The 20782-nt window shown below is 72.8% G+C and carries 17 protein-coding genes; 13 read left to right on the forward strand and 4 right to left on the reverse strand.

Annotated elements, in window-relative coordinates:
• Positions 1-113 precede the first annotated feature (113 nt).
• The gene (locus tag ABEB06_RS09985; RefSeq protein WP_345696462.1) at positions 114-1157 is read left to right on the forward strand and encodes a LacI family DNA-binding transcriptional regulator; all 1044 of its coding nucleotides are present in this window, start codon (positions 114-116) and stop codon (positions 1155-1157) included.
• A 133-nt stretch (positions 1158-1290) separates the two neighbouring features.
• On the opposite strand, the gene ABEB06_RS09990 is transcribed toward ABEB06_RS09985, so the two are convergent.
• On the reverse strand, positions 1291-3465 hold the full coding sequence (locus ABEB06_RS09990; RefSeq protein WP_345696463.1) for a TerD family protein: 2175 nt from the start codon (positions 3463-3465) through the stop codon (positions 1291-1293).
• Positions 3466-4084: 619 nt separating this feature from the next.
• On the opposite strand from ABEB06_RS09990, the gene ABEB06_RS09995 reads away from it, so the two are divergent.
• Positions 4085-4249, forward strand: coding sequence for a hypothetical protein (locus ABEB06_RS09995; RefSeq protein WP_345696464.1), 165 nt, complete (start codon positions 4085-4087; stop codon positions 4247-4249).
• 18 nt (positions 4250-4267) lie between these two features.
• Positions 4268-5641, forward strand: a complete 1374-nt coding sequence (locus ABEB06_RS10000; protein WP_345696465.1) for an outer membrane protein assembly factor BamB family protein — start codon at positions 4268-4270, stop codon at positions 5639-5641.
• 61 nt (positions 5642-5702) lie between these two features.
• On the opposite strand, the gene ABEB06_RS10005 is transcribed toward ABEB06_RS10000, so the two are convergent.
• A complete protein-coding gene (locus ABEB06_RS10005; RefSeq protein ID WP_345696466.1) occupies positions 5703-8588 on the reverse strand; it encodes a glycosyl hydrolase in 2886 nt (961 codons plus the stop codon).
• A gap of 265 nt (positions 8589-8853) precedes the next feature.
• On the opposite strand from ABEB06_RS10005, the gene ABEB06_RS10010 reads away from it, so the two are divergent.
• From ABEB06_RS10010 to ABEB06_RS10025, 4 genes are all read left to right on the forward strand, one after another.
• Entirely contained in the window at positions 8854-10155 is a 1302-nt protein-coding gene (locus ABEB06_RS10010; protein WP_345696467.1) for an ABC transporter substrate-binding protein, read from the forward strand.
• A 66-nt stretch (positions 10156-10221) separates the two neighbouring features.
• The gene (locus tag ABEB06_RS10015) at positions 10222-11163 is read left to right on the forward strand and encodes a carbohydrate ABC transporter permease (protein WP_345696468.1); all 942 of its coding nucleotides are present in this window, start codon (positions 10222-10224) and stop codon (positions 11161-11163) included.
• Between the two features lie 5 nt (positions 11164-11168).
• A complete protein-coding gene (locus ABEB06_RS10020) occupies positions 11169-12005 on the forward strand; it encodes a carbohydrate ABC transporter permease (protein WP_345701794.1) in 837 nt (278 codons plus the stop codon).
• 38 nt (positions 12006-12043) lie between these two features.
• Complete coding sequence (locus tag ABEB06_RS10025; protein ID WP_345696469.1) at positions 12044-13462, forward strand: GH1 family beta-glucosidase; 1419 nt, start codon at positions 12044-12046, stop codon at positions 13460-13462.
• Positions 13463-13529: 67 nt separating this feature from the next.
• Here ABEB06_RS10025 and rsgA read toward each other — a convergent pair whose 3' ends face one another.
• On the reverse strand, positions 13530-14612 hold the full coding sequence (gene rsgA, locus ABEB06_RS10030; protein WP_345696470.1) for a ribosome small subunit-dependent GTPase A: 1083 nt from the start codon (positions 14610-14612) through the stop codon (positions 13530-13532).
• A gap of 282 nt (positions 14613-14894) precedes the next feature.
• Positions 14895-16127: a YihY/virulence factor BrkB family protein gene (locus ABEB06_RS10035; RefSeq protein ID WP_345696471.1), complete on the reverse strand. Its 1233-nt coding sequence runs from the start codon at positions 16125-16127 to the stop codon at positions 14895-14897.
• A 172-nt stretch (positions 16128-16299) separates the two neighbouring features.
• Between ABEB06_RS10035 and ABEB06_RS10040 the strand changes: the two genes are divergently transcribed.
• The 6 genes from ABEB06_RS10040 to cysD all read left to right on the forward strand — a co-directional run bounded on the left by ABEB06_RS10040 (position 16300) and on the right by cysD (position 20781).
• Positions 16300-16383 (forward strand): putative leader peptide, encoded by an 84-nt coding sequence (locus ABEB06_RS10040; protein WP_310593185.1) that lies wholly within the window; start codon positions 16300-16302, stop codon positions 16381-16383.
• A gap of 186 nt (positions 16384-16569) precedes the next feature.
• Complete coding sequence (locus ABEB06_RS10045; protein WP_345696472.1) at positions 16570-18291, forward strand: nitrite/sulfite reductase; 1722 nt, start codon at positions 16570-16572, stop codon at positions 18289-18291.
• Between the two features lie 73 nt (positions 18292-18364).
• Positions 18365-18532, forward strand: coding sequence for a hypothetical protein (locus ABEB06_RS10050; RefSeq protein WP_345696473.1), 168 nt, complete (start codon positions 18365-18367; stop codon positions 18530-18532).
• Positions 18525-19214: a phosphoadenylyl-sulfate reductase gene (locus ABEB06_RS10055; RefSeq protein ID WP_345696474.1), complete on the forward strand. Its 690-nt coding sequence runs from the start codon at positions 18525-18527 to the stop codon at positions 19212-19214. The genes ABEB06_RS10050 and ABEB06_RS10055 overlap by 8 nt, the downstream gene beginning before the upstream one ends.
• Positions 19215-19246: 32 nt before the next feature.
• Complete coding sequence (gene cysC, locus ABEB06_RS10060; protein WP_345696475.1) at positions 19247-19846, forward strand: adenylyl-sulfate kinase; 600 nt, start codon at positions 19247-19249, stop codon at positions 19844-19846.
• Positions 19843-20781 (forward strand): sulfate adenylyltransferase subunit CysD, encoded by a 939-nt coding sequence (cysD, locus tag ABEB06_RS10065; protein ID WP_345696476.1) that lies wholly within the window; start codon positions 19843-19845, stop codon positions 20779-20781. The genes cysC and cysD overlap by 4 nt, the downstream gene beginning before the upstream one ends.
• Position 20782: the final 1 nt, after the last annotated feature.

Below are 20782 nucleotides of genomic sequence, written 5' to 3' on the forward strand. Positions count from 1 at the left end.
TATTCTTGGGAGCGCTCTCAAGACACCGGCCGCACCGGATAAGCTCTGTACGAGCTGCCCCGCGAATCCGCGCCGTCCGCGCGGTCCGAGCGAATCCGAGGAGAGGAGACCCGGTGCCCGATCACAGCACACGCCCGACGCTGGAGTCCGTCGCCGAACGGGCCGGCGTCTCCCGGGCCACAGCCTCGCGCGTGGTCAACGGCGGCGCGGGCGTCCGCGAGGCCCTGCGGGAGAAGGTCCAGCGGGCCGTGGACGAGCTGGGGTACACCCCCAACCTCGCCGCCCGCACCCTGGTCACCCGCCGCAACCGCGCCGTCGCGGTCGTGGTCGCCGAGCCGGAGAGCCGGATCTTCTCCGACCCGTTCTTCGCCCAGCACCTGCGCGGCATCAGCCGCGAGCTGTCCGCCGCCGACAACCAGATGGTGCTGCTGCTGATCGAGGACGAACGCGACTACGAGCGGGTCGGCCGCTACCTCGCCGGCGGCCACGTGGACGGCGTCCTGCTCTTCTCGCTCCACCACTCCGACCCGATGCCGGCCACCGCCCGCCGGGTCGGGCTCCCCTTCGTCGTCGGCGGCCGCCCCGGCTGGCCGGGCGCCGAGTCCGACCGCGAGCTGGTCTACGTCGACAGCGACAACCGCGGCGGCGCCCGGCTCGCCGTCCAGCACCTCAAGTCGCTCGGCCGCCGCCGGGTCGCCACCATCACCGGCCCGCTCGACCAGACCTCCTCGCTGGACCGCCTCGACGGCTACCGGGACCTGCTGCCCGACGGCGACCCCGACCTGATCGCCGAGGGCGACTTCACCGCCGACGGCGGGGGCCGCGCGATGGCCGAGCTGCTCGCCCGCTGCCCCGACCTCGACGCGGTGTTCGCCGCCTCCGACGCGATGGCCTCCGGCGCGCTCAAGGTCCTCCGCGAGGCCGGGCGCCGCGTCCCCGAGGACGTCGCCGTGGTGGGTTTCGACGACGTCCAGTCGATCGCCGCCTGGACCGACCCGCCGCTCACCACCGTCCGCCAGGACATCGAGGAGATGGGCCGCCTGATGGCCCGGCTGCTGCTCCGCCGGCTCGCCGACCCGGCCCCCGCCGACCCCCGCCTGGCCAGCCCCACCTCCGTCATCACCCCCACCCAGCTGGTGGTCCGCTCCTCCGCGTGAGAGCGACGGAGCCGGGGCGCCGTGAGGCGCCCCGGCTCCGGGAGTCGGCGGCGAGGAGAGCGAACGGGCTGATTCTTTGGAGGAAGGTGAGAAGGAAGCCCGTTCATGGCCTCGCCGGGGCCCACGCTAGCAGTCAGGCCGGGATCAGGTCGCGCAGGTTTTCCGGGGTGACCACCCGGGAGTCCGGGTGGAGGCCGTCCGGGCGCTCCAGGCCGACGAAGGTGACCGGGCCGTCCGGGAGCGCGCCGCCGTCCCACGCCGTGACACCGGCGGCCCGGTCGGACAGCAGCCCGGTCAGGTACCGGACGGTGAGGAACTCCCGCTCCACCACGCCGCGCACCAGGGTGGCCACGGAGGCCCTGTTGCCCTCGACCTGGTTGGCGTGCGGGCGGCCCTTGAGGTACAGGTGCAGCCACTTCGCCTGCCAGCCGCCGTCCTCGCCGCGCAGGAACACCAGCGGCAGCGCGACCCGGCCCGGCCCGCGCAGGTCGGACTTCATCCGCACCGTGCGCGGCTCGAACGGCCGGCCCGCCTGCTCGGCCTCGCGCAGCATGAAGCCGAAGAAGGACTCCTCGACCTCGTCGAAGCCCTCGCCCGAGTAGATGTTGACCTGCGGCACGATGAAGTCGCCGCGCACCGCGCCGAGGCGCAGGTTGATGAACTCCGAGGCGCCGTCCGGTGCCCCGGTGACGTCGCCGGAGTGCTCGCCCTCGACCTCGGTGAGCGCGGTGAACGACAGCCAGGAGACCGTGCCGTAGCCGGCGTCCAGCAGCAGCGCCGTCAGGTCGAAGTCGGTGGTGCGGGCGGCCTCCTTCCAGTACACGAAGAAGCGCAGCAGCTCGCCCCCCTCGACCGCGGAGAGCGAACCGCGCGGCAGCACGCCGAAGCCGGCGGCGGCCGCCCGGCCGCTGAGCGGCAGCGCGACGTCCAGCACGGCGGGGTCGACCAGCAGGTGCCCGGGGTCCGGGAGCCGGCGGCGCAGCTCGGCGTCCAGCAGGTCGAGCAGGCGCGCGGACGCGGTGTCGGAGACGGCGCAACGGGTGTCGTCGGTGACGTGGGCCCGGCCGAGGCGGTTGACGAAGACCCGGCGCCGGCCGGACTCCCGGGCGCGGTTGCCGAAGTGCTCACGGACCGACAGCAGGACGCGCCCCGAGACCCGATCGGCGACCTGCTCGGCCGCGGCCAGCACGGCGTCCGTCCCGGCCTCGTCGGCGCACTCGCGCAGCAGCCGGTCCAGGGCGCGGAACAGCTTGCCGGGTGCGGTGGCCAGCAGCCGCGCCGCCTCGGCGGTCCCGCCCGCGGCGAGCAGGTCCTCGACACGGCTCTCCAGCGTGCGGGCCGGCAGCTCGCCGCGGGCGACCGCGAAGACCTGCGCCGCGTGCGGCCAGCGCGGGTACTCGTGCGGGTGGAGGCGCTCACCGAGCCGCTTGAACGCCTCGCGGTGCGCGTGGACGTCGGTGAGCTTCGCGGGCGCGGCGGCGACCACCGCGTCCAGGCCGGCCAGCAGCGCCCGCCGGACCGGCCGGGAGAACCGGCCGAACCGGGTCGGCTGCGCCAGCGTCACGTCGCCGCCGCCGAGCGCACAGGCCAGCCGCAGCACGTCGGTGACGGTGTCCAGCAGGAGGTCCGCGCCGGCCGCCAGCCGGGCCCGGTTGATCTGCGCCCGGCTCTCCCGCACCGGGATCGCGTCGGGCTGCGGGCCGTGGACGCAGTGCCCGGCGAGCACGCCCAGGTCGCGCAGGTGCTCCTCGCCGAGCGGGGTGGTGCTGCCCGCCAGCGCCAGGTAGAGCGCGGTGACCTCGTCCTGCGGGGGGCCGCCGAGGTGCAGCACGGTGATCCGGTCGCCGCCCGCCTCGACCAGCTCGGCGTGCCGGGCGAGCACCTCCTCGTACCCGTGCTGGTAGGTGCCGTAGCCGGGCAGGGCGAGCAGGTCGAGCACCCCCGCCGGCAGGGCCACCGGTGCGCCCTCGCGGGAGGCCGGGCGGGCGAGCGCCTTCGCGAGGCAGCTCGTCCAGAACTCCACGGTGTCCGGCACGCCGGCCGGGAAGTCGACGAAGTACGCGTTGTGCCGCACGTGGGCGCCCACCAGCTCCCGGACGGCGGCCAGCGTCCGCTCGGCGGTGTCGAGCACGGCCTGCCGCGACAGCCCGGACAGGTGCCGCAGCGCCTCGGCCGACAGCTGGAAGCCCACCGACAGCAGCACGGCATCAAACTGCCGCGCGGCGGCGGCGCCTTCGCCGCCGGGGCCGGCCGGAGCCGGGAGGCGGAGGGTGTGCCGGACGACCATGGTTTCGAGCTCGGGAAGCATCCGGGCATGGTCCCAGACCCGCCGCGGCCTCCGCACACGGGTTTCCGGCGGGCGCCCGACCGGACGGCCGGCGCCTCGCCTGCGCCGAGCCCTTCGAACGATCATGGGAGGGGGCTCGCACGGCGGAGCGGACGGACGCGACGGGGGCCGGGACCGGGGGTGCCGTGCCCGGACGGTGGCGCGGGCGGCTCAGGTGGCTGGTCCCGGCGGCACCGCGCTGCTGGTCACCGGGGGCCTCGTCGCCGGGATGACGGCCACACGGGGTACCTCCCCGGCTTCTCGGTGACCACCGTCCGGGAGGCGGAGAACGACCGGCCCGCCGCCGAGCACCGCAACGGCGCCTGGCCGGCCGGGGACACCCCGGTGCGCAGCCGGTTCGACGCCGTCACGGGCTACGACGTGCGCAAGGGCACCCGGCGGTGGGAGTACGTCCCGCCGGGGCGGTCCGACGTCTGCGCGGTGAGCACGGCCGCGGACGTCGGCTTCGACCTGGCGACCGGCGGCGGGCTGTGGCGGGCGGACGTCGCGGGCTCCCGGGAGGACATCACCGGGCTGCACGCGGGGGACGGCCGGGTGACCGCCGTGGCCCACCAACTGGAAGTACCGGGACGAGCTCCACGTGCTCGACGCCCGCACCGGGGAGGAGCAGGACGACCGCTGGTTCCGCGACGACCTGGGCGGCCACCGGAACGACTTCGCCGACCTCTTCGTCCACCGGGGCCCGGTGATCGGCGTGCGCCGGGGCGAGGGCGTGCGGCCGTTCTCGGTGTACGAGCGCTGGTGACGGACGATCACCTACGCTGTGGCGTTCGAACTGCTGCACGGAGGGGGCCGGATGGCGACGCGGGCGGACGGGGTCGGGGAGCGGCACGGGTGGGTTCGACAGCTGTTGGCCGGGGTGGTGCTGCTCTGCGTCGTGGCGGTGCCGCTCTGCGGGGTGGTGCTGCTCTTCGCGTCCGGCAGCGGCTGGATTCCGTGGTTCTCGATGACCACCGCGTGGGAGGCGAAGGCCGAACGGCCCGCCGCCGAGTACGGCAACGGCGCCTGGCTGGCCGGGGACACCCTGGTGCGCAGCCGGTTCGACGCCGTCACGGGCTACGACGTACGGCACGGCACGCAGCGCTGGCAGTACGTGCCGCCGGGCCGGTCCGACGTCTGCGCGGTGAGCACGGCCGCGGACGGCGGCGTCGCGCTGGTCGTCCACGGCGAGCTGGGGAGCGGGTCCCGGTCGGCAGGTCCGGGATGCGCAACGGTCGCCGCGATCGACCTGGCCGACGGCCGGGAGCTGTGGCACATGGCCCGGACCGCTTCGAGCACCGACCTGCAGCGCAGCGCGGGCCTGGTCGCCACCGGCGGCGGGCTCGGCGTCGTCCTCGGCGGCGCCTCCGGGTCCGCCGACGGGGCGGCCGACCGCGGCGGGGTCCGGTCCTTCGACCTGCGCACCGGCACCCCGCGCTGGTCGGCCGCCCTGCCGTCCGGCTGTTCGGCGACCGACGTGGCGTCCGCTCCCACGCAGGTGCTGGCCGTACTGGTCTGCGCGGGCTCGGAGCAGCACTTGGCCGCGTTCGACCCGGCGGACGGGAAGCCGCGGTGGGACGGGCCGCTGGAGGCTCGCCGGGGCGTGTCCGGCGCCGCACAGGTGCACTTCCTGGCGGCGGACCCGCCGGTGCTGCAGGTCGCGGAGACGGGCCGGAGCGGCCTGAACGGCTTTCTCGCCTTCGGACCGACCGGCCGGCCCCGGGCCCGGATCGACCTGGTCGGCGACTACGGCCGGATCCCGGAGGACCGTCCGGCACAGGTCGCGGTCGCCGACGGCCGGCTGTTCGCGGTCGCCGAGTACAAGGGCCGTCAGGGCAACCGGCAGCGGGTGGTCGCCTTCGATCTGGCCGGCGGCGGCGAACTGTGGCGGGCGGACCTCACGGGCACCTGGGAGGACATCGCCGCCGTGCACGCCGGAGGGAAGTGGGTGACGGCGATCACCGTCTCCACCAAGTACGAGGACGAGCTGTACGTCCTCGACGCCCGCAGCGGCGACGAGGACGACAACAGGAGCTTCCGCGACGAGGTGGGGGACTACGAGGGCTCCCTGGACGGCCTGCTCACCTACCGGGGACTGGTGATCGCGGTCCGGTGGAGCAAGGACGGCCGCCCGGTCTCGGTCTACGAGCGCTGGTGAGGCACGCCGCGGCCCCCGGCCGGTCCGTGCGGGACCGGCCGGGGGCCCGGGTGGGCGAGGATCAGTTGAACGGGATCCGCACCACGGACGCGCTGCCCTGCGCCTGGGTGGCGCCGACCCGCAGCTGCGCGGCGGCGTTGCCGATCGCGGACCAGACCTCGATCCGGACCGTGCCGTTGCTCAGGTTGCCGAGGGTGCCGGTGGCGGACTGCAGGCCGGCCGCGGCCCCGGTGTACTTCTCCCAGCCGGTGACCGGGTCGGTGGCGAAGTAGCGGTAGGTCTCCACCCGGTCGAAGGTGCCGTCGCCGCTCAGGTCGTAGGAGATCCGGGCCTGCTGGCCCAGGCCGACCGAGGCGCCCGCGTCGAGGTACAGGTCGAAGTCGGTGCTGCCGCCGGCCCGCAGGGTGCCGGTGACGTTGCGGATCTCGTAGACCTTGGCCTGGTACGGCGTGCCGTCGTGGTTGGTGCCGCCGGCCGACGGGACGGTGTCGACGCCGGCGCCGGTGCCGTACGCGGTGGTCAGGGCGCCGCCGCTCTGCAGGTAGAAGGTGTTGCCGGTGGACTGCGGCGGGGTGCTGGTCGACGGGGAGGGCGACGGGGACGGGGAGGTGGAGGCCGAGGCGGACGGGGTCGGCGAGGGGCTGACGCCGCCGGTGCCGCCGTCGGGGAAGGAGCCGCGCTCGCTGGCGGTGGAGCGGGCCGGGACGGTCAGCGTGAAGCCGTCGGAGAAGCGGACGGAGCGCGCCGCGGTGGTGTAGTTGTGCGCGACGTGGGTGCGGGTTCCGGACTTGCTGAAGACGGCCGCGGTCGGGCTGTCCGCGGTGACGGTGGTGTCGGGGGCACCGAGCGCCGCGAGGTTGTTGATCCAGTGGTTGGTGTGCGCCTTGGACTCGCCCTCCTCCGGGGTGTAGCCGGCGTTGCCGGCGTCCCAGTCGGCCTTGGCCGCGGCCGGGTCGGTGAGCGCCTCGGCCTCCCAGAGCAGGTCGCGCCAGTCGGTGAAGGCGCCGCCGTTGTTGGCCTTGAGCTCGGCGAGGTTGGCGGCGAGGTCGTCCTTGCGGCGCGCGAGGTAGAGCGAGCCGGAGGTGACGGGCAGGAAGTTGATGCCGTGGATCATGCCCGGGCTGGCGGTCCACCAGGTGGAGTACGCGGCGCCGCTGCCCCAGACCATGCCGACCGTGCCGTGCTGGAAGTTGGCCGGGAAGGCCCGGTGGTCGGCGTCGAACCAGTACTGCTGCACCGCGTTGGCCTCGGTGGTGTACAGGTAGACGCCCAGGTCGCGCAGGGCGGTGTCGCCGGTGGCGGAGCCGTAGAGGACGAGCGCGGAGCTGAAGTTGAGCGACTCCGAGGAGGACTCCTCGTTGTTGCCGGCGGCGAAGCCGGCGTGGCCGGAGGCCCAGCCGTGGCCCGCGTACGGGTCGAAGTTGCGCAGCAGCGGGAAGCGGCCGTCGGCGCGGTCGGCGTTGGCGCCGTCCTTGGCGAGCAGCTTGACCATGCCGCCCCAGGCGGAGTCGGCGGCCCACGCGGAGTCGTAGCGGGCGACGGTGGCGGCGGCCTGGATGTAGTAGCCGTAGTGGAAGTGGTGGTCGTTGAGCTCGGCGTCGGTGCCGTAGGAGGCCGGGTAGCCGGTCAGCGTCTTCCAGGTGCTGTCGTACGCGAAGACCGGTGAGCCGGTGCCCTTGAACCAGGTCTGCAGCTTGCCCTTGATCTGGCCGAGCATCTTGTCGCGGACCGCGGTGTCGCCGAGCTGGTCGGCGACCGGGACGAGCTGGGCGAGCCGGCCGAGCGCCTTGCCGGTCCAGTAGGTGTCACTGGCGGCGTTGAACGGGTCGGGGGCGTCGGCGACCTGGTGGATCTGGGCGTCCAGCGCGGTGCGGTCGTAGCCGCCGAGGTCGGGCAGCGAGGGCAGCACGCCGTTGACGCTCTGGCTGGTGGTGAAGCCGTTGCCCTGCCGGACCTTCATCTGGCCGCGCGGCGAGGTGTAGGTCAGGCCGGTCAGCGCGTCGGCGGTCGCCTGCCACTGGTGCGGGTAGAGCGCCAGCAGGGTGCCGGTCTGGGTGCCCTCCTGGGCCACGGTGGTGGCGGTGTACGTGGTGCTCAGCGCGCCGGCGGCGGCCTGGTAGTTCCAGGAGACCTTGGTGTCGGTGACGAAGCTGTACGCGTAGGTCCTGTAGGTGGCCAGGTCCGCCTGCGAGGGCAGGACGGCGACCGAGTAGTAGTCCTTGGTGCCGAGGGCCGCGGAGATCGTCGTGCCGTTGACCGTCCAGCTGGTGCCGGTGGGGGCGAACAGGCCGTAGTTGTGGCCGCCGACGGTGATGCCGAGGACGTTGCCCTGGTTGGCGAAGACGGTCGGGGTGCCGGCCGCGGTGACCTGGGCGGCACCGCCGGTGGCGTGCGCGTAGACGTACGGCAGGCCGTGGCCGACGGTGGCGCTGAAGGTGTGCGCGCCGTCGGACCAGTACGGGGTGACGGTCCAGTCGGACCAGCCGTCGACCTTGGTGTCCGGGGAGTTCAGCCCGGCGACGCCCAGCGTCAGGTCACGGGTGTGGGTGTAGTCGTACTGGCGTCCGTCACCGGTGATGGTCGGCGTGGTCGGGTAGCCGACCTCCAGGCCCGCGGCCTGCGCCTTGAAGGTGAACGGGTGGGCGTACAGGTTCTCCGAGTACGGGTTGCCCGCGTAGCGCTGGTAGATCAGCGAGGACCACCAGTCGTTGGTGGGCGCGGCCTGGCCGGCCATCCGCGCGGTGACCTTGGGGGTCACGGGCGCGCCGTCGGAGTTGGTGGGGCCGACGGTGCCGGCGGGACGGCTGTCGGTGTAGCCGCCGAGGCCGACCGGGACGGTCGCGGCGGACGCGCTGCCGGCGCCGACGGTCGCGGTCAGGGCGGCAGCCGCGGCGAGGGCCAGCGCGGTGACCGCGGCGGCCGGGCTGCGTAGAGCTCGGTGCTTCATGGGGTATCCACCTCGGGTGGGGGACGGCGGTGGTGTGAAAGCGCTCTCAGCGCTCGGACCGTAGAGGCAGCGCCGGAAGGGTGTCAACGCCTGAAACAAGCCCTGTCGCGTTCAATCCTCGAAAGCCCAGGTCGGGCAAGTTCCAAGATTACGTTCAGGTTTCGGCTACTTGACGCACTCGGACCGCGGACGGCAGTCTCCTGACATCGCTGAGAGCGCTCTCAAGCACTCGCAGCTCCAACCCGCCCTGCCAGGAGGCACCCCCATGCGCCCGTTCAGAGCCCACCGCTCCACCGCCGCCCTCGGGGCCGGCGCTCTCGCCGCCGCCCTGCTGCTCACCGCCTGCGGGAGCTCCGGCTCCGCCGGGTCCAAGGACGCCGCCGACGGCAAGGTGACCATCACGGTGGACCTCTTCGGCACCTTCGGGTTCAAGGAGTCCGGCCTCTACGACGAGTACATGAAGCTCCACCCCGAGGTCACCGTCAAGCAGACCGACACCCAGGACGAGGGCCAGTACTGGCAAGCACTGCAGACCAAGCTCGCGGGCGGCGGCGGCCTCGCCGACATCCAGGGCCTGGAGGTCGGCCGGGTGGCCGGCGTCCTGCAGAAGCAGGCGGACAAGTTCGTCGACCTCAAGACCCTCGGCATCACCAACGAGGACCTGGTCGCCTGGAAGGGCGCCGCGGTGAAGACCGCGGACGGCAAGGTGCTCGGCGCCGGCACCGACATCGGCCCGGAGGCGATCTGCTACCGCACCGACCTCTTCAAGGCCGCCGGACTGCCCACCGACCGCACCGAGCTGGCCGCCAAGTGGTCCACCTGGCAGGGCTACCTCGACCTCGGCAAGCAGTACGCGGCCAAGGCCGAGGCCGGCAACGCCTGGACCGACAGCGCGGCCGGCATGTTCACCGCCGAGGTCGGCCAGCAGAAGGTCCGCTACGCCGACGAGAGCGGCAAGGCCGTCTACGACTCCAACCCCGGTGTGAAGACCGCCTGGGCGGACGCCACCAAGCTGGTCGCCGACGGGCTCTCCGCCAAGCTGCCGCAGTGGACCCCGGAGTGGAACAAGGCCTTCTCCACCGGCAAGTTCGCCACCCTCTCCTGCCCCGCCTGGATGATCGGCTACATCAAGGGCCAGGCCGGCGACGCCGCCAAGGGCAAGTGGGACATCGCCGCCGGCCCCGGCAAGACCGGCAACTGGGGCGGCTCGTACCTGGCCGTCCCGAAGACCTCCAAGCACCAGAAGGAGGCCGCCGAGCTGATCAAGTGGCTCACCGCCAAGGAGCAGCAGGCCACCCTCTTCACCAAGCAGGGCTCCTTCCCGTCCTCGACCGGCGCGCAGGCCTCGATCAAGGCCGTGAAGGACCCCTACTTCAACGACGCGCCGATCGGCGAGATCTTCAGCGAGTCCGCGGCCAACATGCCCGCCCAGGTGCTGGGCACCGACGACGGCGTGGTCGGCAAGGCGTTCACCGACGCCCTCGGCGAGGTCGAGCGCACCAACACCGCGCCCGACGCCGCGTGGAAGCACGCGATGGACAACATCAAGAAGGCCAACGGCAGCTGATCGCCCGTCGGTGTGCCCGGCCGGTGGCAGCCGGCCGGGCACCCCGCCCGTCGAAGGATCCCTCTCATGGCCACCACCTCCGCCGCCCGGCTGCCGGCCGCCGGCACCGCCCCGGCCCGGCGCGGCCGCACCGGGCGGATCGCCCCGTACGGCTTCGTCGCGCCGTTCTTCGTCCTGTTCGCCGCCTTCGGCCTCTTCCCGCTGCTGTACACCGCGTACGTCTCGCTGCACCGGGTCGAGCTGCAGACCTCCGACCGGATGGACTGGCTGGGCCTGCAGAACTACACCCGGCTGCTGGACGACCCGTTCTTCTGGAACGCGCTGCGCAACACCTTCACCATCGGCGTGCTCTCCACCGTGCCGCAGCTGCTGATGGCCCTCGGCCTGGCCCACCTGCTCAACTACAAGCTGCGCGGCCGGAGCTTCTTCCGGGTCGCCATGCTGCTGCCCTACGCCACCTCGGTCGCCGCCGCGACCCTGGTCTTCGCCCAGCTGTTCGGCCGCGACTACGGCCTGATCAACTGGGTGCTGAGCACCGTCGGGCTCAACCCGGTGGACTGGCAGGCCGACACCTGGGCCTCCCAGATCGGCGTCTCCACCGTCGTCACCTGGCGCTGGACCGGCTACAACGCGCTGATCTACCTGGCCGGCATGCAGGCCATCCCCGGCGAGCTGTACGAGTCGGCGGCCGTCGACGGCGCCTCCCGCTGGCAGCAGTTCCGCCACGTCACGATCCCCGGGCTGCGGCCGACCATCGTCTTCACCGTGGTCGTCTCCACCATCGGCGCCACCCAGCTCTTCGGCGAACCGCTGCTCTACGAGGGCAACGCGGGCGGCGGCATCTCGCACCAGTACCAGACCCTCGGCCTCTACCTCTACGAGCAGGGCTGGAGCTTCTTCCACCTCGGCCGGGCCGCCGCCGTCGCCTGGGTGATGTTCCTGCTGATCGTGCTGCTCGCCCTGCTCAACGCGGCCATCGCCGCCCGGCGCAACCGTACGGACCGGTGACCCCCATGCGACTCGCCAAGCGCTCCCCCCTCCAGGGCGGCCCGCTCGCCTACGCGGTCCTCGCCGCCGCGACGCTGATCTCGGCCTTCCCCTTCTACTGGACCCTGGTCGCCGCCAGCCGCTCCAACGCCGAGCTGAGCTCGCCGACCCCGGCGCTCACCCCCGGCCCCAACCTCTTCCACAACCTGGGCGAGGCGCTGCAGCAGGCCGCGATCGGCACCGCGCTGCTCAACTCGCTGGTGGTCTCCGCCACCGTCACCGCCGGTGTGGTGCTCTCCTCCACGCTGGCCGGCTTCGCCTTCGCCAAGCTGCGCTTCCGCGGCCGGGGCCTGCTGCTCGCGGTGACCGTCGGCACCATGATGATCCCGCCGCAGCTGGGCGTGATCCCGCTGTTCATGGTGATCGTCAAGCTCGACCTGCAGAACAAGCTGCCCGCGGTGATCCTGCCCTCGCTGGTCTCCGCGTTCGGCGTGTTCTTCATGCGCCAGTACCTGGTGCAGGCCCTGCCGGACGAGCTGATCGAGGCCGGCCGGGTGGACGGCGCCTCACTGCTGCGGATCTTCCGCTCGATCGTGCTGCCGGTCGCCCGGCCCGGCATGGCCGTGCTCGGCATGCTGACCTTCATGGCCACCTGGAACGACTTCTTCTGGCCGATCGTGGCCCTCAGTTCGCAGAACCCGACCGTCCAGGTCGCCCTGAAGTCCCTCGGCCAGGGCTACGTCCCGGACCAGTCGATCATCATGGCCGGCACCCTGCTCGGCACCCTGCCGGTGCTGCTGGTCTTCGCCCTGCTCGGCCGCCAGATCGTCGGCGGCATCATGCAGGGCGCCGTCAAGGGTTGAGCCCTCCGCCCTGGCAACCTACATCCATGGAAGGCGACATGAGCGTCGAAGCACTGCCCGCACCGGTCCGCACCGGATTCCCGCCCGGATTCGTCTGGGGCGCGGCCACCGCCGCGTACCAGATCGAGGGCGCCGCCGCCGAGGGCGGCCGGACCCCGTCCATCTGGGACACCTTCAGCCGCGTCCCGGGCGCCGTGCGCAACGGCGACACCGGTGACATCGCGGTCGACCACTACCACCGCTGGCGCGACGACCTCGCGCTGATGGCCGACCTCGGCCTCGGCGCCTACCGGTTCTCGCTCGCCTGGCCGCGGATCCGGCCCGGCGGGCGCGGCCCGGCCAACGAGGCCGGTCTGGAGTTCTACGACCGGCTGGTGGACGGCCTGTTGGAGCACGGCATCACACCGGTCGCCACCCTCTACCACTGGGACCTGCCGCAGGAGCTGGAGGACGCCGGCGGCTGGCCCGAGCGCGACACCGCGTACCGCTTCGCCGAGTACGCCGCGATCGCCGCCCGCCGGCTCGGCGACCGGATCTCCACCTGGACCACCTTCAACGAGCCGTGGTGCAGCGCCTTCCTCGGCTACGGCAACGGCGTGCACGCCCCCGGCCGCAAGGACCCGGTCGACGCGCTCACCGCCCACCACCACCTGCTGCTCGCGCACGGCCTCGGCACCGCCGCGCTGCGCGCCGAGCTGCCGGCCGCCGCCCAGGTCTCGCTCACCCTCAACCTGGCCGCCGTCCGCCCGCTCACCGACGCCCCCGGCGACCTGGACGCGGCCCGCCGGATCGACGGCCTGGCCAACCGGATCTTCCTCGACCCGGTCTTCCACGGCCGCTACCCCGCGGACGTGCTCGCCGACACCGCGCACCTGACCGACTGGTCCTTCGTCCACGACGGCGACCTGGCCGAGATCTCCCGCCCGATCGACTCGCTCGGCATCAACTACTACACGCCGACCGTGGTCGCCGCCGACCCGACCGGCACCGCGCCGCGCCAGGACGGCCACCAGGGCGACTCCCCGTGGCCCGCCGACCGGGGCATCCGCTTCCTGCCGGCCGAGGGCAGCCGCACCGCCATGGACTGGCCGGTGGACGCCGACGGCCTGTACGAGCTGCTGGTCCGGCTGCGCGACGACCTGCCCGGCCTGCCGCTGCTGGTCACCGAGAACGGCGCCGCGTACGAGGACTACTGCGACCCCAGCGGCGACGTGCACGACCCGGAGCGGGTGGCGTACCTGCGCGGGCACCTCGGCGCGGTCCGCCGGGCGATCGAGGAGGGCGCCCCGGTGAAGGGGTACTTCCTGTGGTCGCTGCTGGACAACTTCGAATGGGCGTACGGCTACAGCAAGCGCTTCGGCATCGTGCACGTGGACTTCGCCAGCCAGCGGCGCACCCCGAAGGACAGCGCCCGCTGGTACGCCCAGGTGATGCGGACCGGCGAACTGCCCGACTGAGGCGTCCCCAGGACGACGGCGCGGCCGCCCCGGGACCTGACCCCGGGGCGACCGCGCCGTCCCGCACTCACTTCCTGACCGGCAGCCCGCGCACCGACCTGGTGAGCGCCTTCCACTTCTTCGCCCGCTCCGCGGCCAGCCGCGCGTCGGTGCGCGAGGCGATCCACTCGTTCTCCCGCTGGAGCTTCAGGAAGCTCTCCCAGCGGCGCTCGGGCAGCGTGCCGTCGGCCAGCGCGGCCCGGACCGCGCAGCCCGGCTCGGTGCGGTGCGAGCAGTCGTCGAACCGGCACTCCCCCGCCAGCTCGTCGATCTCGGCGAACGCCTGGCCGAGGCCATCGCCGCCGTAGAGGCCGACCCCGCGCAGGCCCGGGGTGTCGATCACCACGCCGCCGCCGGGCAGCGGGATCAGCTCGCGGGTGGTGGTGGTGTGCCGGCCCTTCTCGTCGACCGAGCGGGTCTGCTGGACCACCATCGCCTCGGTGCCCGCGAGCGCGTTGGTGAGCGTGGACTTGCCCGCGCCGGACTGGCCGATCAGGGCGGTGGAGCCGCCGACGCAGGCGCGCAGCACGTCCAGGCCCTCGCCGGTCTCGGCGCTGACCACCAGCACGGTCGCGCCGGGGGCGACCCCCGCCACGTCCTCGCGGATGAATTCGGCGTCGTTGACCAGGTCGGCCTTGGTCAGCGCCACCACCGGGTGGGCGCCGGACTCCCAGGCCAGCGCCAGGAAGCGCTCGACCCGGCCCAGGTCCGGCTCGGCCGCCAGCGAGACCGCGATCAGCACGGTGTCGATGTTGGCCGCCAGCACCTGGCCGTCGGACCGCTTGGCGGCCGACTTGCGGATGATCGCGGTGGTGCGGGGCAGCAGCGCCGCCAGCGCCGGCATCGGCTGCGCGGCCAGGTCGACGGCCGCCCAGTCGCCGGTGCAGGGGTTCTCCACCGTCTCGGCGGTGGTCACCGGACGGGTGTCGGCGCGCACCGTGCGGAGCTCGCCGGTGTCGGGGTCGAGCAGCACGACGTCGCACTGCCCGCGGTCGATCCGGGCGATCCGGCCCGGGGTGAGGCCCGCCTCGGCGAGGTGGGCGAACTGCTCGTCCCGCTCGCCGTTCCAGCCGAGGCCGGACAGCGGGTGGGCGGAGGTGTGCGGAAGCAACGGGGTGGGACCCTTCGAGGAGGGTGGCCCCGGCCGGGCGGTGCCGCTACGGACCCGCCGGAAGAAGAGCGTGTGAGGTCAGCCGGAGACCACGGAAGTGGGGCGTACGGACTTGTGGACGCGAACCGCGCCCGTCGCAACGACGGTCATCACAGTCCTCACCTCCCGGCTCGACGGGGCCTGCACAGGCCTTCCACGGCACCGTAGCGAACCGGCCCCGCCGGTCGCCACCGGTTTTCCCGGTGGCGACCGGCGGGGCCGGGCCCGCGGGCGGCGGCCGGGTCAGTGCGGCCGGTCGGAGTCCGGCGGCGGGGGCTGGCGGCGCTCGGTGCCGCGGCCGCCGAGGCGGCCGCGCAGGTCGCGGTGCGGCAGGAAGTCGGCCCAGCGCTCGGGGTACTCGGAGGGCGGCACGCCGTCGTCCTCGTCGTCCTCCCCGTAGTACTCCTCCTCGACGCCCTCGGCGAGCCCGAGCTCGCGGGTGCGCCGGGCGCGTTCGACGGCGCGCCGGGCGGCGGCCTCGCGGACCAGGTACTCGGCGGCCTCCTCCTCGGCGCGCTCGTTCTCGGCCCGGGCGTCGGCGGTCTCCACGGTCGGCCAGCGGCGGTCTATGGCGGCGTTCATCGCGGCGCCGATCAGGACCGCGAGCGCGACCACGCCGATCCACAGCAGGACCGCGACCGGCGCGGCGAGCTGGCCGTACACGCTCTTGCCCTCGATCGAGCTGACCAGGTAGAGGCGGAGCAGCACGCTGCACACCACCAGCACCACCAGGGCGACCATGGCGCCGGGGATGTCCTCGCGCCAGGGCGTCGAGACCGGGACGGCCACGTGGTAGAGGGTGGTGAGGAAGACGATCAGCAGCAGGATGGCGGTCGGCCAGTAGAGGGCGCTGACCAGCCCGGCGGAGTCGGGCAGGGTGTGGACGACCAGGCCGGGGCCGGCCAGCAGCAGCGGCAGCACCAGCGAGCCGATCACCAGGGCGCCGAGGTAGAGGCCCAGCGACATCATCCGGGTCTTGACGATCCCGCGCTTGCCGTCGAGGCCGTACATCACGGTGATGGTGTCGATGAAGATGTAGAGCGCCCGGGAGCCGGACCAGAGGGAGAGCAGGAAACCGATCGAGATCAGGTCGGGCCGGCCGCCGTTGAAGACGCTGTGCAGCAGCGGTTTGACCACCTGCTCGATGGAGCTCGGTGAGAGGACCGTCCCGGATGCCGAGATGATGTCCTGTTCGAGCTTGTCGATGGTGCCGGCGCCGAGGATGTCGTCGAGGTAGCCGAGGGTGCCGGCGAGGCAGAGCAGCAGCGGCGGGATGGACAGCAGCGTGAAGAACGCGGCCTCGGCGGCGAGGCCGGTCACCCGGTACTCGACGCAGGTGTTGGTGGTGTCCTTGACCAGCGACCAGACCGTCCGGTACCAGGTGTTCCGCTTCGCGGCACGGCGGCGGCCGCCCCGGCGGCGGCCGGCGCGGACCGGGGTGTCCTGGGGGTGCGGGGTACCGCCTGCTGCTTGCACGCCCCTACGGTACTGGCCCGGGGTGTCCGTACCGCGCGCACGCACGCGCGCGCTGCCACCGGGGAGCACGCCGGCGTGCCGGTTCCGATTCGCGTCTCGCATTTCGAAACTTACGGGTCCAGAATGCGGACGTTAGTGGACCGCGAGTCGCTCCCCGTGCGAATCTCTTGCCATGCCTAGCGCCGGAACCACCCTAGTAGGTCGACTGCACGTCGATCTCCTTCGCGTGTCCAGCGCCATCTGTCCGGTGACCTGAGCCCCACCCCGCCGCCACCACCGCACCCGGCGCCACCTTCTCGCCCATCCCCGCCGACGCGGATGCGCGGGCGCCCTCCGGCCTCGGTCACTGTTCACCGGATCTGCCGAAACCCGCAGATCAGAGCAGTCCTTGCCCGGGGATGCCAGCACCCCGCACCAGCCAAGCTGCTCTAAGGACGACACCATGGCCACCACTCCCGAAACGGTCGAGCCCCAGGACGGCGGCGCTCCCGCGCCCCGCCCCGCCGCCCGCAAGGTGACCCGCCACCGCGGCGAGGGCCAGTGGGGCATGGGCCACTTCACTCCGCTGAACGCCAACGAGCAGTTCAAGAAGGACGACGACGGTCTCAATGTGCGGACACGCATTGAGACGATCTACGCGCACCGCGGCTTCGACTCGATCGACCCGGCGGACCTGCGCGGCCGGATGCGCTGGTGGGGTCTCTACACCCAGCGCAAGGAGGGCATCGACGGCGGCAAGACCGCGATCCTCGAACCGCACGAGCTGGACGCCGAGTTCTTCATGCTCCGGGTGCGCATCGACGGCGGCCGCCTGACGGTGGCCCAGCTGAAGGCGATCTCCGAGGTCTCCGAGGAGTACGCCCGCGGCACCGCCGACCTGACCGACCGGCAGAACGTCCAGTACCACTGGATCCGGATCGAGGACGTCCCGGCGATCTGGCAGAAGCTGGAGGCCGTCGGCCTGTCCACCACCGAGGCCTGCGGCGACACCCCGCGCGTCATCCTCGGCTCGCCGGTGGCCGGCATCGCCGAGGACGAGATCATCGACGGCACGCCCGCCATCGAGGAGATCCAGCGCCGCTTCATCGGCAACAAGGACTTCTCCAACCTGCCGCGCAAGTTCAAGTCGGCGGTCTCCGGTTCGCCGCTGCTGGACGTGGCGCACGAGATCAACGACGTCGCCTTCGTCGGCGTGGACCACCCGGAGCACGGCCCCGGCTTCGACCTCTGGGTCGGCGGCGGCCTGTCCACCAACCCCAAGCTGGGTGTGCGCCTGGGCGCCTGGGTCCCGCTGGAGGACGTCGCGGACGTCTACGGCGGCGTGATCGGCATCTTCCGCGACTACGGCTACCGCCGCCTGCGCAACCGCGCCCGGTTGAAGTTCCTGGTCGCCGACTGGGGCACCGAGAAGTTCCGCCAGGTGCTGGAGGACGAGTACCTGCAGCGCAAGCTGGTCGACGGCCCGGCGCCCGAGCAGCCCACCGGCCAGTGGCGCGACCACGTCGGCGTGCACCGGCAGAAGGACGGCAGGTTCTACGTCGGGTTCGCGCCGCGGGTCGGCCGGGTCTCCGGCAAGGTCCTCGGCCAGATCGCCGAGCTCGCCGCCGCCCACGGCTCGGACCGCCTGCGCACCACCGCCGAGCAGAAGATGCTCGTCCTCGACATCGCCGAGGACCAGGTCGAGTCGCTGGTGGCCGGCCTGGAGGCGCTGGACCTGCGGGTCACCCCGTCGCCGTTCCGCCGCGGCACGATGGCCTGCACCGGCATCGAGTACTGCAAGCTGGCGATCGTCGAGACCAAGGAGCGCGGCCGCACCCTGATCGACGAGCTGGAGCGCCGCCTGCCGGAGTTCTCCGAGCCGCTGACCATCAACATCAACGGCTGCCCGAACGCCTGCGCCCGCATCCAGGTCGCCGACATCGGCCTCAAGGGCCAGCTGGTCACCGACGAGAACGGCGAGCAGGTCGAGGGGTACCAGGTGCACCTCGGCGGCGCGCTCGGCCTGGAGGCCGGCTTCGGCCGCAAGGTCCGCGGCCTCAAGGTCACCAGCGCCGGCCTGCCGGACTACGTCGAGCGCGTGCTGACCCGCTACCAGGACGACCGCAAGGACGGCGAGCGGTTCGCCCAGTGGGCGGCCCGGGCCAGCGAGGAGCAGTTGTCGTGAGCGAGCGAAGCGAGCGAACCATCAAGAGGTGCGTGTCTCGCGAAGCGACCGCCGAGCGAAGCGAGGTGGCCGCATGAGCGAGCGTGCTGCGCCGTTCCACTGCCCGTACTGCGGGGACGAGGACCTGCGGCCCTCCGAGGCCGGGCACGGCGCCTGGGAGTGCCACTCCTGCCGCCGGGCCTTCCAGCTGAAGTTCCTCGGCCTGCTGTCGACCGCCAACGGGGGGAACACGGATGACTGACTACGAGGCACTGGCCACCGCGGCCGGCCGCGACCTGGAGGACGCCTCAGCGCAGGAGATCCTGCAGTGGGCGGCCGACCACTTCGGCAAGCGCTTCTGCGTCACCTCCTCGATGGAGGACGCGGTGGTCGCCCACCTGGCCTCCACGGTGCTGCCCGGCGTGGACGTGGTGTTCCTGGACACCGGCTACCACTTCGCGGAGACCATCGGCACCCGGGACGCGGTGGCGGCGACCATGAAGGTCAACGTCATCACGCTCACCCCGAAGCTCACCGTGGCCGAGCAGGACGCCCAGTACGGGCCGAACCTGCACGACCGCGACCCGGACCAGTGCTGCGCGCTGCGCAAGGTCGAGCCGCTGAACCGCGGTCTCGGCGGCTACGACGCCTGGGCCACCGGGCTGCGCCGCGACGAGTCGCCGTCCCGCGCCAACACCCCGGTGGTGGCGTGGGACCCGAAGCGCCGCAAGGTGAAGCTGGCCCCGATCGCCCGCTGGACCCAGGACGACGTGGACGCCTACGTCCAGGCCAACGGCGTGCTGCTCAACCCGCTGCTGTGGGAGGGCTACACCTCGATCGGCTGCTCGCCGCTGTCCTGCACCGCCAAGCCCGGCGAGGGCGAGGACGGCCGCGCCGGCCGCTGGGCCGGCTCGGGCAAGACCGAGTGCGGCATCCACCTCTGATCCCCCTTCACGACCACCTAGGAGAAGTCACCGTGAGCACAGCCACCACCCCGGCGACCGGAGAAGCCGCAGAGGCGGCCGTCCCGGCCGCCGCCTGCGAGCGCGGCGCCACCGTGTGGCTGACCGGGCTGCCCTCCGCGGGCAAGACCACCCTGGCCTTCGCCCTCGCCGAGCGCCTGCGCGCCGAGGGCCACAAGGTCGAGGTGCTCGACGGTGACGAGATCCGCGAGTTCCTCTCCAAGGGCCTCGGCTTCACCCGCGAGGACCGGCACACCAACGTCACCCGGATCGGCTTCGTCGCCGAGAAGCTGGCGGCCAACGGTGTGAAGGTGCTGGCCCCGGTGATCGCCCCGTTCGCCGACTCCCGCGCCGCGGTGCGCGAGCGGCACCTGGCGAACGGCACCGACTTCCTGGAGATCCACGTCGCGACCCCGGTCGAGCTGTGCTCGGAGCGCGACGTCAAGGGCCTGTACGCCAAGCAGGCCGCCGGTGAGATCTCGGGTCTCACCGGGGTGGACGACCCGTACGAGGCCCCGGAGGACCCGGAGCTCCGCATCCAGACGCAGGGCCGAACGGTTGCCGAGTCCGCAGCCGATCTGCACGCCTTCCTGACCGAGAGGGGCCTCGCATGACCACCGCCACCCGGAGCCTCGTCGCCACCGACGGGAACCCTTACGCGCTGTCGCACCTGGACGCCCTCGAGGCCGAGTCGGTGCACATCTTCCGCGAGGTGGCGGGCGAGTTCGAGCGGCCGGTGATCCTGTTCTCCGGCGGCAAGGACTCCATCGTCATGCTGCACCTGGCGCTGAAGGCCTTCGCCCCGGCGGCGATCCCCTTCTCGCTGCTGCACGTGGACACCGGCCACAACTTCCCCGAGGTCATCGAGTACCGCGACCGCACGGCCGCGCAGCACAACCTGCGGCTGCACGTCGCCTCGGTGCAGGACTTCATCGACCGCGGCCTGCTGCGCGAGCGCCCGGACGGCACCCGCAACCCGCTGCAGACCGTGCCGCTGCTGGACGCCATCGAGTCCAACAAGTTCGACGCGGTCTTCGGCGGCGGCCGCCGCGACGAGGAGAAGGCCCGCGCCAAGGAGCGCGTCTTCTCCCTGCGCGACGAGTTCGGCGCCTGGGACCCGCGGCGCCAGCGGCCCGAGCTGTGGTCGCTGTACAACGGCCGGCACGCGCCGGGCGAGCACGTGCGCGTCTTCCCGCTCTCCAACTGGACCGAGCTGGACGTCTGGCAGTACATCGAGCGCGAGGACATCGAGCTCCCGGAGATCTACTACGCCCACGAGCGCGACGTGTTCAAGCGCGACGGGATGTGGCTGACCGCCGGCGAGTGGGGCGGCCCCAAGGAGCACGAGACGGTCGAGAAGCGGCTGATCCGCTACCGCACCGTCGGCGACATGTCCTGCACCGGCGCCGTCGACTCGGACGCCGCCACCATCGCGGACGTCATCGCCGAGATCGCCGCCAGCCGCCTCACCGAACGTGGCGCCACCCGCGCGGACGACAAGATGTCCGAGGCCGCCATGGAAGACCGCAAGCGCGAGGGGTACTTCTAAG

Source organism: Kitasatospora terrestris (genome assembly GCF_039542905.1).
Lineage (GTDB): Bacteria > Actinomycetota > Actinomycetes > Streptomycetales > Streptomycetaceae > Kitasatospora > Kitasatospora terrestris.

What these genes read in the sequence shown, in the direction of transcription:
- ABEB06_RS09990 (WP_345696463.1), bottom strand. Translation starts at nt 3,465, where the DNA reads ATGCTTCCCGAGCTCGAAACCATGGTCGTCCGGCACACCCTCCGCCTC.
- ABEB06_RS10005 (WP_345696466.1), bottom strand. Translation starts at nt 8,588, where the DNA reads ATGAAGCACCGAGCTCTACGCAGCCCGGCCGCCGCGGTCACCGCGCTG.
- ABEB06_RS10010 (WP_345696467.1), top strand. Translation starts at nt 8,854, where the DNA reads ATGCGCCCGTTCAGAGCCCACCGCTCCACCGCCGCCCTCGGGGCCGGC.
- ABEB06_RS10015 (WP_345696468.1), top strand. Translation starts at nt 10,222, where the DNA reads ATGGCCACCACCTCCGCCGCCCGGCTGCCGGCCGCCGGCACCGCCCCG.
- ABEB06_RS10020 (WP_345701794.1), top strand. Translation starts at nt 11,169, where the DNA reads ATGCGACTCGCCAAGCGCTCCCCCCTCCAGGGCGGCCCGCTCGCCTAC.
- ABEB06_RS10025 (WP_345696469.1), top strand. Translation starts at nt 12,044, where the DNA reads ATGAGCGTCGAAGCACTGCCCGCACCGGTCCGCACCGGATTCCCGCCC.
- ABEB06_RS10040 (WP_310593185.1), top strand. Translation starts at nt 16,300, where the DNA reads ATGCCTAGCGCCGGAACCACCCTAGTAGGTCGACTGCACGTCGATCTC.
- ABEB06_RS10045 (WP_345696472.1), top strand. Translation starts at nt 16,570, where the DNA reads ATGGCCACCACTCCCGAAACGGTCGAGCCCCAGGACGGCGGCGCTCCC.
- ABEB06_RS10050 (WP_345696473.1), top strand. Translation starts at nt 18,365, where the DNA reads ATGAGCGAGCGTGCTGCGCCGTTCCACTGCCCGTACTGCGGGGACGAG.
- ABEB06_RS10055 (WP_345696474.1), top strand. Translation starts at nt 18,525, where the DNA reads ATGACTGACTACGAGGCACTGGCCACCGCGGCCGGCCGCGACCTGGAG.
- cysD (WP_345696476.1), top strand. Translation starts at nt 19,843, where the DNA reads ATGACCACCGCCACCCGGAGCCTCGTCGCCACCGACGGGAACCCTTAC.